The sequence below is a fragment of the Tenacibaculum maritimum NCIMB 2154 genome (genome assembly GCF_900119795.1).
In the GTDB taxonomy this organism is placed as follows: domain Bacteria; phylum Bacteroidota; class Bacteroidia; order Flavobacteriales; family Flavobacteriaceae; genus Polaribacter; species Polaribacter maritimus.
This window is the reverse complement of the sequence record NZ_LT634361.1, coordinates 864998-882089: the sequence shown is the minus strand read 5'-3', so window position 1 is coordinate 882089 and position 17092 is coordinate 864998. Positions and strand designations below refer to the sequence as shown.

Below are 17092 nucleotides of genomic sequence, written 5' to 3'. Positions count from 1 at the left end.
GAATTCCCCAACCTTTTTTCTATAATTTTCAATTGCTTTTACCTCAGTCTGAAAGATAATCCTACTCCTCCATACCATTCTTCATTTTCCATCCATCCTCCATTAATATCTACTTGAATGTCTTTATGAAAAATCCATGTAACTCCAGTATGTACTCTATCTATCAACGTATTATTATAATATTCTACAAAATAATTAAACTCTTTACTAATTGGAACTCCTACAAGGAATATATTATAAAAATCAACATCATATCCTAGATTGTATGTAACAAAAAGTTTATTAAAACTTTTAGACATTGCCAATCTAAAATCATTTGACTTATTATCTAAATTCCTATTGTAAATAAAAGAGGTTCCAATTCCTAATACTGTCTTATTCGGTGCCATAACAACCGCCTTTGCGCCAACAGTATTTAACGTTTTATAATCTGTAGCCGCTCTTAACTCTATTCTATCAGATATTGCTCCTCTTAAAAAGGTATTGTAACTTGTATCTGATGTCTCATAAAAATCTATACCGTTTTCTAATTGCAGCATATTAGTATCTACAATAGAGTACGACTCTGTTAAGGTTGGACGTTGCGCATCAATGCTACTGATTTGCTTTTTTTCTTGAGAATAATTTGCAGTGCAAACTAAACCTAATGCTAAGATTAAAAATTTTTTTTTCATGTGATGGGGTTTTAATTAAAAGTGGTGCGTATCCACTATTTTCTTCTGTTTTTAAAGTTTATTGATTTATTTTTCGATTTGTTTCTTGATGTATTTCTTCTTGTTGATTTTGGCTTAAAAGTAACAGCATCATCAAATGTATTTTTCGCTTCCCTTGCTTGCTTATTTTTTTTCCAAGAATTATTCTCTGGTAATAGCTTCTGCAATAAATCGGTACGTCCAACTTTGTTCAACGTATTTCTAATCCAAGCTTTATTTTCTTTCTTATACCAAAAGAAAAAACGATGCTGATCTTCTTTTTCTTTTTTCGTCTTTGGTGTATTTACCGGTTTTAAAGTATAAGGATGATAACCACTATAATAAATAACGGTAGCTACCGTCATAGGTGTTGGTGTAAAACCTTGAACTTGTTCTAATTGAAAGCCCATATCTTTGGTTTCTGCCGCTAAGTTTGCCATATCTTCTGCTTCACAAGCTGGATGGCTAGAAATGAAATAAGGAATCAATTGTAGCTTTAATCGTTTTTTAATATTGATACGATCAAACCTATTTTTAAATAAATGAAAATATTTAAATGAAGGTTTACGCATTAATTTTAAAACAGGATCAGAGGTATGCTCTGGTGCTACTTTTAAACGCCCAGAAACATGGTTGGTCATTACTTCCTCTGTATAAGCATCCAATTCTTTTGGGTCTGCATTTTTATTAAATTCAGGCACTAACATATCATGCCTAATTCCACTTCCTATAAATGATTTTTTTACTTTAGGATGTGCATCTACTGCTTGATATAATTTTGTTAATGGCTTATGTGAAGTATCTAAATTACTACAAATGACTGGAGAAATACAACTTGGTGCCACACATTTATCGCAAATAGACTGAACTTTCCCTTTCATTTGATACATATTTGCTGAAGGGCCTCCAATATCAGATAAATATCCTTTAAAATCATCCATTTGGGTTACCTTATCCACTTCTTTTAAAACAGACTCTTGACTGCGACTCGCTATAAACTTTCCTTGATGTGCCGAAATAGTGCAAAAGCTACATCCTCCAAAACATCCTCGGTGAATGTTGATAGAAAACTTAATCATTTCAAATGCAGGAATAGGGCCTCGTTTATTATACTTTGGATGCGGTAAACGCGTAAAGGGCAAATCAAATGAGGCATCTATTTCTTTTTCTGTCATTGTTGGAAATGGCGGATTTATGACCAGTCTTTGGTTTCCTATTTGTTGAAAAATACGCCTTGCATGTAATTTATTAGATTCTTGCTCAATTACTTTAAAATTCGAAGCAAATGTTTTTTTATCTTTTAAACAAGCTTCATGCGAATTGATTTCAATATCTGACCAATTCTTATTCTTTGGTACTTTTTCTTCTTCTTTTATTAGAAATGCTGTTTGCTTTACTGTTTTTATGCTTGAAAATGGCACTCCTTTTTGAAGCAACCCTACAATTTCTCTCAAAGGTTGCTCTCCCATTCCATATACTAGCATATCAGCTTTGGAAGTTTCTAAAATAGAGGGTAATAATTTATCTGACCAATAATCATAATGAGTTACTCTACGTAATGAGGCTTCAATACCTCCTATTAGTACTGGAACTTCTGGAAACTTCTCCTTTAAAATCTTAGTATAAACCGAGGTAGCATAATCAGGTCTAAACCCTTTATCTCCATTAGGTGTATAAGCATCTTTGTCACGTTTACGTTTACTTGCTGTATAATTACTCACCATGGAATCCATACATCCTCCTGTTACTGCAAAAAATAAACGTGGAGTTCCTAACTTTTCAAAATCTTGTAAATTATCATGTACACTTGGTTGTGGTACAATGCCTACTCGTAGCCCGTAGCTCTCTAAAATACGACCAATTACTGCTGGCCCAAAGGAAGGATGATCTACATACGCATCTCCACTAAAAAGGATGACATCTAATTCATCCCATCCTCTTAATTTCACCTCCTTTTTTGTAGTTGGTAACCAATCTGAAAGTCTTCTAATCCTCATATCGCGCGAAGATACGACCTTTTAAATTTAAATTATTACATCCGCCCTCCCAAAAGTTGTTTTGCCATGAAAAAAAATGTATTAATTGTATTCTTACTTATTAGTAGCTTTTCTTTTAACCAACTGAAACCTCTATTGATTCTTCCATAATCTTATTTGATGTTTTCTTAATGTATTCATACTTTGAATTACAATGTGCTTCAATTACATGCATTGCTCTTTTGGTTCTAATTTTATATAAACTCCATAAACATGTATTCCAAATGGGATTCATAAGGTTTTCTATTCCTCCCTTATAATAACTATATACGCGACTCAATGGTTCAATAAAGTATTCTTCATTTTCTTCTATTTTATCTAATAAATTTATCAAGTCTCTATGCATTTCATGCCATTCTTCTTTGATTATCTTTTTATAAAAAAGCTGACGATCATAATCTTTATACATATTTAACAAAGCTATGGTGTCAAGTACTATACTTAAGTTATTTGCATCTTTCTTTTTTATTTTCTCTTTAACTAAGTTTAATAAATAAGTTTTATCCTCCTGCAGGTTTATAGGATAATTTTTTAAAAATTCTTGTTCCGTTATATCACCTAAAATAAACTCGATCATTAAATCGATTTCCTTATTGGTTACCCCCATTATATTTGTTAAAAGGTTTGCCTACCTTTTGATTTTTACGATACCTTCTTTCCATACTAAATAAGACTCCCCTTTCTTTTTTAAGATAACTTGGTATCTATTCTTTTTTAATTCGCGTTATTACATACTATTTTTTAATAACACCTGCTCTTTTTCCTATTCCCCCACCTTATAGGCAAGATCATTTTCTTCAAGATCTTTCTTATAAAATTATCTTCCCGTACATAATATGCATCCAAAGAAAGAGCGTTGTAATTAGAGGCATTCCAATAACCAGCTCCATACAACAATCTCATTAAAACATCATATAAAGTTCCGTGATTTATAATAATGTAACTTCATTATAATGTTTTGAAGGAAAGTTTTATTGGCTAAAAAAACTACTACTCAACACTATGTGAAATGCCTTATTTTCTGAAACTCCTCCATACCGTCAAAACAATGAATTAATATTCCTTTTCAATTTTATACCTCACTTCTTTCCGCTTCTCTATATTAAAACCATCTTCCTGTACTTGCATTCTCATCAAAATAATCAATTTGTTCATTGGTAATATAATTGCCCTTTTGCAAAGCTTCAATTATGTCCTCTGCTATTTCTTGGTCCTCTGCACATCCTGTATATTTTGCCAATACCAATAAAGCTTCTTTGACCTTATCAGGATCTTCTCTTACATTCATAATCAACTCTTTTAGCTTATTTTTCACTAAAGTATTTTGCTGATATTCTTCTACTTCTTCATTAAAAGATTTCTCATAATAGGCTAGAATATCTCTTTCGATTTTATTTAATTCTTCTAAAAAATTCATGTTTTATTTACATATAGTATAAGCAGATTTCGGAATCTCTCCTTCTATTAAAACTTCAGCATCCTTTCTCGCATATGCTAAGCCTGGTAATGTTAATTCTTTTCCTGTTTGAGGATTTATACCGCTAGACATATCAAAGGTTTTTCCTGATGGTAATTTATCTGTATCTATCGAAATGATCGTACTTTTTTCCATTTTCCCCTTCCTTGGGAAAGGTTTTGCATAAAAGTTTGCTGTTTTTCTCTTTTTAGTAGTAGATATAAATTGCGTTTGTAACTTACCATCATCAATATGCTCTTGAATAGTATATGCAGCATTTATATCTTTTGGTTGAATTGCTTCTCCTGCTAAAGCGCTTGCTTCCTGTGCTCCATTAAGCGCTCTATAAACTATAATTAAACCAAAAAGATCTACTTCGGTGTTAGCATCATATACATACGCATAAAAGTTCGGATTATTTCCTCTTAGCCCAATCGGATCTTGTGATATATACGTACCTGTATCAGGTGAGTAATATCTAAAACGGTTATAATACAACCCTGTTTCAATATCTTCATATTGCCCTTGGTAACGGAAAGGAATGAACGTTTTTTCTCCATGCAAATTACGTACTTTTCCATAAATATCCAACTCACATTCCCATACGATATTTCCTCTTGCATCATATGCCTGAATAGGGGTACCTAAGTAGTCACTTAAAATACTATAACGCTCCCCGCCTACTAACTTGGCGGAGGGTACAAAACGACCTGATTCATATACCCATGTCACTAAATTCTCTATAGGTGCAACCTTGTCATAGCTTAGCATCCCTATTGCATCTACCACTACTGCTGGAGTATCCTCCTCTTTATGATTCCACTCATGTAATAAAACATTCCCATCCCAAAAGAAACGCGTTACCTTCCCTTGAGCGCGTTTAGACGTTCGCCTCCCCAAAGCATCATACTCCATCTTTACAACACTTCCATCTGGATTCTTCACCTCTTTTAATCGACCATTTCCATACCAAACATACCCCCAATCTCCCAACTGCCAATTCTCATGCGCCAATTGAGCCTCCTTACTCGGCTTTCCACTTCCTAACCACTTATCTAGTATATTGTCATGCTTTGGCATTGCCAATTTCTCATTGATCCTTCGTTTACTCTTCAAAATCAAATGACCCTCAACATCATATTTATAATGGTACTCTTCATCCTTTAGCAAGCGTCCTCCTTTTCCATATACGCGATCTGATTGGTCTTCTTCTTTATATAAATTACCTACCGCATCTGGGGTCTTAAATAAAATATCTTTATAACTATATTTTGCTCGTGCTAAGTTTCCAAAAGCATCGTAACTAAATCCTATCGGATCTTGATTCAAATGGCTTCTTGTTTCTAATAACTGACGGTTCGTATCCCAGGTATAGCCTCGGTATCCTCGCTGCTCTCCATGGCTATACATGCTCTGCCCCACTGGATTCCCTAAGTGATATCGCATTTTACTATGAACTCCTCCTGTTACATAACGCTCCAACTCTCTACCTTGGCTATCGTACTCCAAACTCGCCTCCCATGCCTTATGCTGCTCCTTTAATGCCTCACTCTGAGCTGAAATTGATGCTATAAGACCTTGTTGGTTATACCTACTCACCACCTCTGCTCCTAAACTACTTACTACATGTGTACGTTGCCCCAACTTGTTATACCGTATCTCCACCTCATGACTGTGCTCTGTTCCTCCTCCTAAAGTTGGACTCTGAATCTCTTTTACAACACGCCCCTTCGCATCTCGCTCTAAATAAATACTAATACCTTGATTGCAAGCTGCTATCAATGCTCCATTTTTATTATAACTATACGTTTCCCAACTACCATCCTCATAACTCGCTCGTGTAATACGACCTAAAGCATCTTGTTCATACGACGTATAGCGACCTCCTCCTCGTTCTATATGTATGACCTCTCCCGCTTCATTATACCTATAACGCTTCTCCAATCCATCAAATCCTTGCTCTTTTATAATCTTTCCTGATCGGTTTCTGGTAAAAAAATAACGCTCATTACGCTCATTACGAATACTTCGTAACTGCTCCATCTTATCATATTCAAAAGATACCTTTACCCCATTTTCCGTTCTACTAGACAAACTTCCCATTGGCGTATATGAAAAAGATACCTCATGCCCTCCTGTTTCAACTCCCACTACTTCATCATATTGATTATATCTAAAATGAATTTCCTTTCCATCAGATCCTGTTATTTCCAACACTCGATCTAACGCATCATAACTAAAATAATTTGGCATTTGATTGGGGATATACTCCGCAATCACACGACCTCGATCATTGTAATCCCATCGCTTCAATACCTTTCCGTTTTCTCGCCAAGTTTTTACATTATACCTAGCATCATATGACAAACTCAAGACATTACCCTCCTTACGAATTTCCGATAGCAATCCCTCGGAAGTATAATTAAAGTGTGTGGCTACTTGATCTTCTCCTACAATACTCTTGATACGATGACTTGCCAATTCATCATATACATACAATGTTTTTTCTCCTTCTGGATTGATCCAAATCTCCAAAAGATCCTTGGAATTATACATAAAGTACTCCTTTGTTCCATCTGCATAACAAATACTTGTCCTATTTCCTCTATCATCATAACTATACCCTGTAACACGACCCGCTCCATCTAGTTCTCGATACACCTCCATCCATGCCGTATATTGCGTATAAGTACACACTCCCATAGGGTCTTTGACGCCTGTTACCAATTGATTCGGTTCATAATAATACGTAGTAATCGCTTGATTTGCATCCTTAACCAAATTATATCCTTCTTCTTTATGGTAAGTAATCCAACCCTCTTGCCAACCTCCATCTCCCCAAGTATGCACACATCGATTCCATTCATCATACTCCCAATAAAAACACTGTCCATTACGATCTTCCTTTTTAACCATTAAATGCCCTACATACTCCATGCTTGTACAATGCCCCAAAGCATCTATGATTCCCGTCATATTTCCATAATCATCATAACGATAACTCACTAAATCCTCAGAATACCCTCCAGATAATAATGACATCTTAGAAATAAATCCAGCATCATTGTAAAACACATTAACCTCACGAGATCCACTATCTATAATACGTTGCAAGCGATTGTTTACGATCTCAAAATCAATCCCCAACCCATCAGCATTCGCTATACGCGTTAACTGGTACTGTTGCTTTTTAACATCAAATGCCGTAAAATAACTATACGTATTCGACACATGATCCTGCGCTACATACCCTTCTGAAATACGCTTTAATGTTATTTTCTCACTACGCAAATAAAACTCCTCTTCCTTTAATAATGTTGGAAAACCTACTATTCGACCATCTTCCAAACGCAAGCCCAAAGCATCCTCCGATGGATACAGCTCCAGTGCTCGATCATAACAACTATGTACCCCATGACCTAACCAACCCACATAATCCGAATCAGAATACCAACTCCGATCCCAGCTTAAAGCAAGCACTCCACTAAAACCAAAATCACCCCCCTCATACAAGACTGCTCCATTGATTAAATTAATCGGTTCAAAACCAGCTTTACACAACTGACGACTCAACCAATTAGGACCTATTGCTTTTTTTAATACCTTATTAAATACCTTTTTCCCATACTTCATCAAGGCGCCAAATCCTAAACCTGCTAACAATCCTGTTAACATACCTCCCCAATCAGGAACATAAGGACCTCCCACATTCACAGGCAATCCCGTAGGAGTTGGTAATGAAAATGACGTTGGAGAAAATAATGTAGGAACTATTTTAAATTTCTTTCCCCCTCCTACTGATAAAGACAAGGGGATTCCTATATCATTACAAGTCATTAGCATATGACCTTTAGGGCTCAAACGCGTACTGTCTGAAAAAACAGTATCCGATGCATAAAAATTCATACTCTCATGACCGATAATAGGTGTCATAAGCCAAGGTGGTGTAAATAGCGGTATATGCACCAAAGGTACAATCACGCCACTCGTATCTGAATTCCCTCGTTTCAAACCATTGATATGAACATTGGTTCCTATAAATGGAATATAATCCGCAGGATCCAAAACCATGCCTACATAAGGATGAAAAGGATTAAAAGGAATCATTGTTGTAAAATGAATATCAATCCCTACTACAAAGGTTAAATGAGTATCTGCTAATAACATGAAGGGGTGTTGTTTAGTTAATATTTCGTTCTTTTAAACTTATATCTATTCTTTATCTATTGTAAATTTTAATATGATTTACTTTCTTTCTCACTCTCTGCAAGCTACACATTTTTAGTTAAATATCCAATTATCATATATATATGGTTTTTTTGTTATTGACCAATCTCTTAACAGAGCTTCCTTTCCTGAATTGAAAAACATTAGCAACCTTAGTGGAATCAATGAATCTCATTTCGATCTTTTAAAAGGTATTGATCCTAACATTACTTCTGAAATTAAACGTTTAATAACATCTAATCTTAACGATTTTAAAAGTTTAATTTCTACTAATATTGCATCTAGTGAATACCAAAGTTATTTAACCTCTCTTGATAAATTTATTAATACAGAGCTTATTACTGACCTTCAAAATAATTTAATTCCATTAGCAAGTCATATAACGACTACCAAAAATACTTTTGAATTAAAAGAGGAAAACTTAAGATCCTTCCTTAGAGATTACCTTACTAGACCAAATACCACACAAAATCAAAAAGAGAATGTTAATAAACTTTATAGTTTATATTTAAAGAAAATAAATGATTATAAAAGCCTCTCTGGATTCACAGGTTCGGCTACCTCTCCTTTTGAAGATCCTATGATGGATGATTTTGATAATTTATTAAGAACTGTATCAAACAAATATCTTTTCGATATTTATAAAAAATTATATAATCCTATCACAAAAGGAGTTATGAAAAAAATAATTCTCGATCTAAGAGGTAATCGTGGTGGCGCAATAGCTGATTTTCGAGTATTCACAGAAAGATTTATAACTCGCCAAGGTGATTGGGGCTATCAAAGAACCAAAGAAGGCAATGGTAGATTTAATTATAGTCCTTGGATTTCTATTTCTGCAAAGCCTCATAAATTTGCACTTACTAAAGACATTCCTATTGTTATTTTAATTGATGAGCTATCACTAAGTATGGCAGAATATAGTACTATGATGATTAAATCTTTAAAAAATAACGTAACCATTATTGGAGATAACAGTGGTGGTGGTACTGCTGGTACTTTTATAACAGACATTTACAATGGTGGTAATCTTTCTAATAATGATTATATAGCCTTTTATACGCCGTTAATGGCTTTTAAAAATATAGATGGAGAAGTGATAGAAAATATTGGTATTACTCCTGATAAAAAAGTAGTTCCTACACAAGAAGAAGTCAACCAATTTCTAACCTCTTTTATAGCCCCAGCTTTTAATGCCGCTTTAAAAGTTTCAAAATAAATAGATGAATTTTTAAAATACAGGAGGGTTCTAGAATTCTCCTGTATTTTAAAATTCTATCAAAGCATTCTACTTCATTAAAGCAGTTGCTACTTCTTTTCTTAATGTTTTCCAAGAAGGTTCTAATAAAAGCATTCCTAAAACTCCTAATTGCCTTCTAAAAACAGCATCTAAAGAGCTATTAGGAATTACACTAAAAACATCAACAACCCCTTTTTTGGAATCAATTTCAATACAAGCAGCATTCCATGCATTTTTTTTTACCAGTACACAATGTGTTAAGCTTTTTCTTAATGTCCACTGGTTATAAGGCATCGTTACCTCATATGTATTTCCCAAAAAATGTTCTTTTATTTTTTTACAAATCAATTCATTGGAATTTATTTTCTCATTTATTTTTAATGTTTCTCCTCTCATATTTTATATTATTTATTAAATGTTTTTACAGGTATTTATCTGCTAATTTAATATTCACATAGCATCCAGTATTTTAAGTATTATTGCTATAATAGTGAGCTCTCATAACAGTTGTTTTACAAACCTTCTCTTTTCAATTTTCTTTGCCATAAGCAACCAGCATAACCAATGACCAAGATGCTCTTCTCAATGAAACAGTAATTTTTATTGGTATGAATTTAGCAATTATGTATAAAGGTACGATTTTTCAATAAGTCAAACAGCTTCTTATCTCATTTTTTTAACGTATTCTATCCTTCAAATGGGCATGATAAACTGGATGCAATTTTTTAAAGTGCTTTTTTCATTGCAAAACATGATAAAACCACAATACTAAACATATTGCGGTTTTTCTTTTTTAGTACTTGATAAGTTTACGCAGCGCCTAGTAGTTACTCGCAAAATGTTTTTTAGCTAGTTTTACGCTTCCTCTTTACCAAAAAAACGATCATAAATACCAAAAAGCACTAACAAACCTAAAAGACCTAAAAGGCCTTTTCCAACAAATTTATCAAAAAACGAAACTTTGCCTTTTTTAGGAATTGTAACTCCTGCTATTTTTTCTATTTTTATTAAATCTTCAGCACTTAGTTCTAAAAAAGTATTTTCATCTCCTTGTATAAAACCAACTATTTCAGGTGTGGTATTACTATAAGGTAGCCATAATATATGATTTTTAGAATATTTGCTTCCAAGATCAAAATACCTTCCATCTTTTAATCTAAAATCTGCTACATCTGGTAAGTCATGTATTTTTATAATCTTTTCCTCTGTACCATAAGGAATTGGTATTCTAATTTTTGAGAATACACTTAATGAACTTAATGAGAGTACCAAAAATAAAGTTGTAGTTTTCATATCTTTTCTTTTTATTAATTATTTTTCTTTTTACTTATTTAATCACTGTTCTTGAATATGGATTTTGAATCCTAAATGAATTGCTTTAACACTCCATTTTTCTATGAAGGTGCCAATAGCAATATTTCTGTAGTTTTTAATGAATGTCTAAAAAGTATAGCTAATATGGGAAAGCTATTGTACTAAGAATTTCTAATATCCTTTCTTTTTGCCAAGCGCTGCACCAACAGGGAGCTACAAACTTTTCTAAACTTCAATATTTTTTTCTCTTTGAAAGTTAATTACGACTGGTTAGCGAGCATTGTTTTTTCATCGTTAGAGAAAGAGGCTTTTAGGTTTTTCTTTATTTCTTCATACGAAGAAATGCTTTCTGTAATGGCAATTGTTTTTAAATTCATATCCTTTTTTTATTTAATTATTTTTCTTTTGTCGCAAAAAATCATCACCTTGCTATGATTTTGTATTTTTAGATTTAATGAGATCTATATTACTTGAAATGAGTAAAGGGCTAGAACGGGTAAAAAGGTTCTTTATCTGACGGTCTCCCTTTTAGAAGTTTTTTTACAAGCTTACTGCCTTTTGATTGACTGGCTTTGAATTTATGTGTTAAGTGCAACTTCTTCTATTTCTTATTTTTAAATCGAACCTAAAAATACATAAAATAAATTCATCAGCAAAATCATTTATATAATTTGTCCTGTATTTTACATGGTACTGATTTTAATACTAGAATATCTAGTTTTCCCAGACATTGATCATACAGCAAACTCCCTATTATTTAGCGTTCCTTTTTGCCCATTTGGCAACTCTACAAATCTTATCATAAATTCATCTGGATCTAATTTTCTTGATGCTAAATCGCCTGCAACCTCCTTCAATAATCACCCTTCTATTAATAGATTATCCATTTTGTATTTCATCTTCAAGATACCTTTTTAACACAAAATTGTAACATGGAAGATAAATAAGATTTCTAGCATCAATATAAGATAATAGTTCTAGATTTTTTTTGTACCCCTTTTAGATGCCCTAAGACTTTAGCATTTTTACGAACAGTTCTTGTAATATTTTTCATTGAGTCTATCTCAATTTTTTTTAACATCAATATCACTCGATTCGAATACTTTTAAACCTTGCCAAACCCCTTCTACTCTCAATTATAATTTTCTTCATCGGATGCTTTGCTTAGAAAATAATTTATTCCCTAACTCAGATAACGCAATACCATAGTCTTCAAATCTTTCAATTTCACTCTCTGAGTAACTTAAATTAGGAACAAAGAAAAAATTACTTATATCCACAAAACAAAGTGCAATTCTTTTAGGAATAAAATCCTCTTCTTTGTAATAATCACAAAGTTTTTCTATACCTTTTTTTAATATTTCAAATTCATCTTGCTTTATTTCTCTTTTTTCCCTAATCCTTACAGGAAAGGAGTTATCTCCTAAAAGATAATCTTCTACTAATTCTACTATCTTACTTATATCATTCATAATTATTTACAAGGTTTAATTGCATTAGATGGAACATGCCCTTCCACAAGAACCTCTCTAGATGAAGCAGACAATCTTGCTGTAACACTACCTACTCCATTTTAAATTCCTTTATCTATAGTAGAAATGCCTACTATTCTTTTATTTCCTTTTATATCAGGAATAACATCATCCGTATCAAAAGACACCATTCTTTGTCATAGCTCCCTCCATTTTTTTAATGCATCAGGATCTATACTCGTTGATATAAATTGAGATCCTTTATTCCATACCCCAGTAGCAACATGCCCATGAACTGTCATATCCTTCCTTAGTTTTTTAGCTGCTAACTCTTTAAACGGATGCTCATCAGGTCTTAATAACCTATAGATTTGTATTAAACCTAAAGAATTAACCCAGCTATTACTATCCTCTACATACGCATATAAGTTCGGATTGTTACCCAATAACCCTATCTTTAGGTATATATGTACCTATATCAGGGCTGTAATATCTAAAACGGTTGTAATACAACTCTGTTTCAATATCTTCATATTGCTCTTGGTAACGGAAAGGAATGAGCGTTTTTTCTCCATGCAAATTACGTACTCTTTCATAGATATCCAACTCACATTCCCATACGATATTTCCTCTTGCATCAATATGCCTGAATAGCTATGCGAAATTTATTCGATAGTCCAATGTTTCCATAAAGCAACGAAACCTTCCTGCAAGGTGCAGGATGCTTTCATGGGAGCAACGAAACCTTCCTGCAAGCTGCAGGGCGCTTTCATGGATGCAACAAAATCTTCCTGCAAGCTGCAGGACGCTTTCATGGGGGCAACAAAACCTTCCTGCAAGCTGCAGGACGCTTTCACGAAGCAACGAAACCTTCCTGCAAGCTGCAGGATGCTTTCATGGGGGCAACGAAACCTTCCTGCAAGCTGCAGGGCACTTTCATGGATGCAACAAAATCTTCCTGCAAGCTGCAGGGTACTTTCACGGAGTAACGAAACCTTACCGCTTCATATATAGTCACTTATCTTTTGTAAAATCTTTTATTTATTGTATATTTGATACTTATTAATTTAAAAAAAACGTTATGAATGTTCCTTTTTTAAACCGTTATCGTAACGGTGAATTTTTACAATACCTTAAAGATGTATTAAAACTACTTGCTGAGCAAGATGTAACAGCATTACAACTTACGCAGCAACAAAACAATTTACAACCCTTGGTTACTGCTATTGATACTGTTTTTAAACAAGACCAAGGTAGTATTATTACTCAAGAATTAGTACATCTTGATGAACAGCGTGATAAAGCACTAACAGGTTTACGTTATCTTATTAATGCCTATTTACAACATTATGATACTGCCATTGTGAACGCTGCAACTGCGTTGTTTAATAATATTAACAAACATGGTAATAATATACAACGACTAAATTACCAAGAGGAAACCGCTGTATTAGATAGCATTATTACTGACTGGCAAACCGAAAAAGAACTTGTAAATGCTGTAACATTATTAAATATAAGGGCTTGGCTAGATCATTTAAAAACAGTAAACACCAATTTTGCTATACGTTATTTAGCCCGTGTTGAAGAACAAGCTGCAAATCCTACTGAAAATATTTTAGAATTTAGAACAGAGGCTACCAATATGTATAGAGAACTTATTGCACATATTAATGCACACCAAACATTAGGCACAAAAGGAGCTTATAACACTTTACAAGAACAAATAAGTGTATTAGCCAAACAATACAACCAAGTAGTTGAAAATAGAACTGCAAATAATACAACCCAAGAAGAATCTAAAGAAGCTAATAATAACCTAACTGTTGATTAAATAAAAAACCTTACTTATCTAGTAATAAATAAGTGAGGTAAATTGCTATAAAAAAGAAAAACCTAAAATGTCTTTTAGGCTATTGTAAATGTAAAATATTTTAAACAAATACTAAAAACAAAAACCACAACTTCCATTGTGGTTTTTGTTTTTAGTATTATTTGTTAAACTTACTCGCACTCGACACAAGCAAGATGCTTGCGCTAGCGGGGAAAAATCTATTCTTTTAATGAATCAACAAATGATTTAAAATGTTCTTTAAAACTATCTGACACTTTAACTGGACTAGCTAACTTATTATCATAATTTATATCAAAACTATAAACCGAAGAATCATTTAACTCTTTATTTAAAGAGCATTTTAAAGCATATAAATTCTCATAATCCTGATACTCTACTACAATATACTCTTTACTTAGTGAAAACTCTGTCCTAGCAAATAAAGTATCTCCTAATACTGTTCCTCTTTCTTCATTTCCTCCATCAGGATCTAATCCGAATAATATACTATCTCCAAACCCGATACAACCACATTCTGAAATATACTTTTTATATTCAGTGGGAAACTTCACTTGAAGTATATCCTCACTTTCTTTAATAATCATATTTGATACTTTTCCTTCAATATAAAAAGTATCATCTTCTTCTATTATTTTTTTTATTTCACCGTAATAATTCATTTTTTATATATTAATGACAACTTAATCCTTTTGCTCTCTCTTTCCAATATTTTTTCCTAAAACTCTCATAAGCATTATGTAAAGCTTTATTATTCCTAAAACTTCCTCCATTTTCAATTAACCCGTGTAATGCTTTATGGTCTTTTTATGAAAAGAAGAAGTTAATTCTACCATTGGACCAGGCTCTCTACCTATTACATGATGCAAATTGATTTGTTTACCATCAACACCAATAGGAGCGTTTCCTTTCTTCATTAAATCTAAATTTATTTCTCCTTTAGAAATCCTTTTTCGTATAAATTTATTCACACTCGAATCAACAAAATCTGGAGTTCCTGTCACAAAATCAGTAGCGTTTTGACAAACCTTTCTACCTAATATCTCTATAGGATTAAACTTTGTAAGACCAAAAACATCTACCCAACTATTAACATCAGGTACATAAGAATACATATTTGGCATATCACCAGCTAACCCAATCGGGTCTTTTGAGATATACGTACCTGTATCAGGTGAGTAATATCTAAAACGGTTGTAATACAACCCTGTTTCAACATCTTCATATTGCTCTTGGTAACGGAAAGGAATGAACGTTTTTTCTCCATGCAAATTACCTACTTTTCCATAAATATCCAACTCACATTCCCATACGATATTTCCTCTTGCATCATATGCCTGAATAGGGATACTTTTATACCCTAAATTTAAACCAAACAAAAAACCACAACTTCCATTGTGGTTTTTGTTTTTAGTATTATTTGTTAAACTTACTCGCACTCGACACAAGCAAGATGCTTGCGCTAGCGGAGGCCTACTTTTAATTCTATTAATTAAATATATGTATCACAAACTGAGTCAAATCTGAATCACATTTTGGACATTTCAAATTTAAGCCTTCTATTAACTTTCTCTTTTCATTTCCTAAATTAAAATTACCAGGATAAATCAAAACTGGATCCACAACTAATGATTTATGTTTAGATCCACAACTAGAACAAATTAATTCATTTACATACCTAGTTTTAATTGAAAACTTAAAATCTTCTTTTGTATAAAGATTTGATAATATTTTACAATCTAAGTCATCCAAATTTAATTTAGTCTTAAACCAATATAGATAATCCAGAAAATATAATTTATCATTACTATAATGTTCTGTCAAAATAGGTCTAACTGTTTTTTTTAATTGATTAATATCTAAAAAATCAATGGCATCTTGTGAAAGAATAATATTCTTATTATAATACTCAAACTTATCATCGTACAAAAAGGATGTCCCTTCTATGTTTACTTTATGCATAATTCTAAAAAACTTTAACCATGTGAGCTACAAAAACTTCTGATTCACTACCGCCCACTAGTGTCTTAGAAAATATATCACTTTTAGACGCTTTAAATACATCTGAACCAAACCTAGAAGTAACAGATGGATCTGTTGTGAAAGAAATTAACGATCTTTCAGCTGCTCCACCTATTTCTGTTCCCTTTAAAGAATGGGCTTTCATATAATTTTCTAAAGACCCAAAATACTCAATATTAGTCTTATGAGCTTTCTTGGAAGCTTCCAAAGCATTAGATATTGCCTTATTCTTACTCATACCTGAATACATTGCTTCCATATAGTATTTTTTTGCAGCATCACTCATAATATAACCTGTTTCTTCAGCAATTGCTTTTTCTAGACCATTATCAGTCCCTCTATAGATTTTCTTGCCACAATCTAAACCAAAAACATCTACCCAACTATTAACATCAGGCACATACGCATATAAGTTTGGATTGTTACCTAATAACCCAATCGGGTCTTTTGAGATATACGTACCTGTATCAGGTGAATAATATCTAAAACGGTTGTAATACAACCCTGTTTCAATATCTTCATATTGCCCCGAAAAACGGAAAGGAATGAACGTTTTTTCTCCATGCAAATTACGTACTTTTCCATAAATATCCAACTCACATTCCCATACGATATTTCCTCTTGCATCATATGCCTGAATAGCTATGCGAAATTTATTCGATAGTCCAATGTTTCCATAAAGCAACGAAACCTTCCTGCAAGGTGCAGGGCGCTTTCACAGAGGCAATGAAACCAAAGAAGCTAACAATAACCTAACCATTGAGTAAATAAAAAAACCTCA

The 17092-nt window shown here is 33.0% G+C and carries 17 protein-coding genes and 2 pseudogenes; 2 read left to right on the top strand and 17 right to left on the bottom strand.

Annotation, left to right across the window (positions count from 1 at the left end; genetic code table 11):
- Nucleotides 1-38 precede the first annotated feature (38 nt).
- The 5 genes from MARIT_RS04165 to MARIT_RS15885 all read right to left on the bottom strand — a co-directional run bounded on the left by MARIT_RS04165 (nt 39) and on the right by MARIT_RS15885 (nt 8351).
- On the bottom strand, nt 39-674 hold the full coding sequence (locus tag MARIT_RS04165) for a transporter family protein (RefSeq protein WP_024741671.1): 636 nt from the start codon (nt 672-674) through the stop codon (nt 39-41).
- A gap of 35 nt (nt 675-709) precedes the next feature.
- Nucleotides 710-2689: a YgiQ family radical SAM protein gene (locus MARIT_RS04160; RefSeq protein WP_024741672.1), complete on the bottom strand. Its 1980-nt coding sequence runs from the start codon at nt 2687-2689 to the stop codon at nt 710-712.
- Nucleotides 2690-2804: 115 nt separating this feature from the next.
- A complete protein-coding gene (locus MARIT_RS04155) occupies nt 2805-3335 on the bottom strand; it encodes a hypothetical protein (RefSeq protein WP_024741673.1) in 531 nt (176 codons plus the stop codon).
- A gap of 495 nt (nt 3336-3830) precedes the next feature.
- Complete coding sequence (locus MARIT_RS04150; RefSeq protein WP_100210851.1) at nt 3831-4145, bottom strand: hypothetical protein; 315 nt, start codon at nt 4143-4145, stop codon at nt 3831-3833.
- A 3-nt stretch (nt 4146-4148) separates the two neighbouring features.
- Nucleotides 4149-8351 carry an RHS repeat-associated core domain-containing protein gene (locus MARIT_RS15885; protein WP_100210850.1) on the bottom strand — a complete coding sequence of 1401 codons (4203 nt, stop codon included), beginning with the start codon at nt 8349-8351 and terminating at the stop codon, nt 4149-4151.
- Nucleotides 8352-8544: 193 nt separating this feature from the next.
- Between MARIT_RS15885 and MARIT_RS04140 the strand changes: the two genes are divergently transcribed.
- Nucleotides 8545-9630 carry a S41 family peptidase gene (locus tag MARIT_RS04140; protein WP_100210849.1) on the top strand — a complete coding sequence of 362 codons (1086 nt, stop codon included), beginning with the start codon at nt 8545-8547 and terminating at the stop codon, nt 9628-9630.
- Nucleotides 9631-9699: 69 nt separating this feature from the next.
- Here MARIT_RS04140 and MARIT_RS04135 read toward each other — a convergent pair whose 3' ends face one another.
- The 8 genes and pseudogenes from MARIT_RS04135 to MARIT_RS15740 all read right to left on the bottom strand — a co-directional run bounded on the left by MARIT_RS04135 (nt 9700) and on the right by MARIT_RS15740 (nt 13043).
- Nucleotides 9700-10047, bottom strand: coding sequence for a hypothetical protein (locus MARIT_RS04135; protein ID WP_024742404.1), 348 nt, complete (start codon nt 10045-10047; stop codon nt 9700-9702).
- 459 nt (nt 10048-10506) lie between these two features.
- On the bottom strand, nt 10507-10944 hold the full coding sequence (locus tag MARIT_RS04130) for a hypothetical protein (protein ID WP_024742403.1): 438 nt from the start codon (nt 10942-10944) through the stop codon (nt 10507-10509).
- A gap of 755 nt (nt 10945-11699) precedes the next feature.
- Nucleotides 11700-11822 carry a hypothetical protein gene (locus MARIT_RS16050; RefSeq protein WP_262509611.1) on the bottom strand — a complete coding sequence of 41 codons (123 nt, stop codon included), beginning with the start codon at nt 11820-11822 and terminating at the stop codon, nt 11700-11702.
- Nucleotides 11823-11844: 22 nt separating this feature from the next.
- Nucleotides 11845-11940: pseudogene (locus MARIT_RS16160) on the bottom strand (hypothetical protein); the annotation flags it as partial.
- 89 nt (nt 11941-12029) lie between these two features.
- Nucleotides 12030-12101 carry a DUF6939 family protein gene (locus tag MARIT_RS16155; protein ID WP_371394476.1) on the bottom strand — a complete coding sequence of 24 codons (72 nt, stop codon included), beginning with the start codon at nt 12099-12101 and terminating at the stop codon, nt 12030-12032.
- 12 nt (nt 12102-12113) lie between these two features.
- On the bottom strand, nt 12114-12437 hold the full coding sequence (locus tag MARIT_RS04125; protein ID WP_100210848.1) for a hypothetical protein: 324 nt from the start codon (nt 12435-12437) through the stop codon (nt 12114-12116).
- Nucleotides 12438-12634: 197 nt separating this feature from the next.
- Nucleotides 12635-12883, bottom strand: a complete 249-nt coding sequence (locus MARIT_RS15745; protein WP_197706283.1) for a hypothetical protein — start codon at nt 12881-12883, stop codon at nt 12635-12637.
- Nucleotides 12876-13043 carry an RHS repeat-associated core domain-containing protein gene (locus MARIT_RS15740; protein ID WP_197706282.1) on the bottom strand — a complete coding sequence of 56 codons (168 nt, stop codon included), beginning with the start codon at nt 13041-13043 and terminating at the stop codon, nt 12876-12878. Before MARIT_RS15740 ends, MARIT_RS15745 begins: the two co-directional genes overlap by 8 nt.
- Before the next feature lie 475 nt (nt 13044-13518).
- Between MARIT_RS15740 and MARIT_RS04115 the strand changes: the two genes are divergently transcribed.
- A complete protein-coding gene (locus tag MARIT_RS04115; protein ID WP_100210847.1) occupies nt 13519-14271 on the top strand; it encodes a DUF6261 family protein in 753 nt (250 codons plus the stop codon).
- Nucleotides 14272-14489: 218 nt separating this feature from the next.
- On the opposite strand, the gene MARIT_RS04110 is transcribed toward MARIT_RS04115, so the two are convergent.
- The 4 genes and pseudogenes from MARIT_RS04110 to MARIT_RS16045 all read right to left on the bottom strand — a co-directional run bounded on the left by MARIT_RS04110 (nt 14490) and on the right by MARIT_RS16045 (nt 16996).
- Complete coding sequence (locus MARIT_RS04110; RefSeq protein ID WP_100210846.1) at nt 14490-14951, bottom strand: SMI1/KNR4 family protein; 462 nt, start codon at nt 14949-14951, stop codon at nt 14490-14492.
- Nucleotides 14952-14961: 10 nt separating this feature from the next.
- Nucleotides 14962-15728 (bottom strand): annotated as a pseudogene (locus tag MARIT_RS16115) (HNH/ENDO VII family nuclease).
- A 49-nt stretch (nt 15729-15777) separates the two neighbouring features.
- Nucleotides 15778-16251 carry a hypothetical protein gene (locus tag MARIT_RS04100; protein WP_024742521.1) on the bottom strand — a complete coding sequence of 158 codons (474 nt, stop codon included), beginning with the start codon at nt 16249-16251 and terminating at the stop codon, nt 15778-15780.
- Nucleotides 16252-16255: 4 nt separating this feature from the next.
- Nucleotides 16256-16996, bottom strand: coding sequence for an RHS repeat domain-containing protein (locus tag MARIT_RS16045; RefSeq protein WP_100210845.1), 741 nt, complete (start codon nt 16994-16996; stop codon nt 16256-16258).
- Nucleotides 16997-17092: the final 96 nt, after the last annotated feature.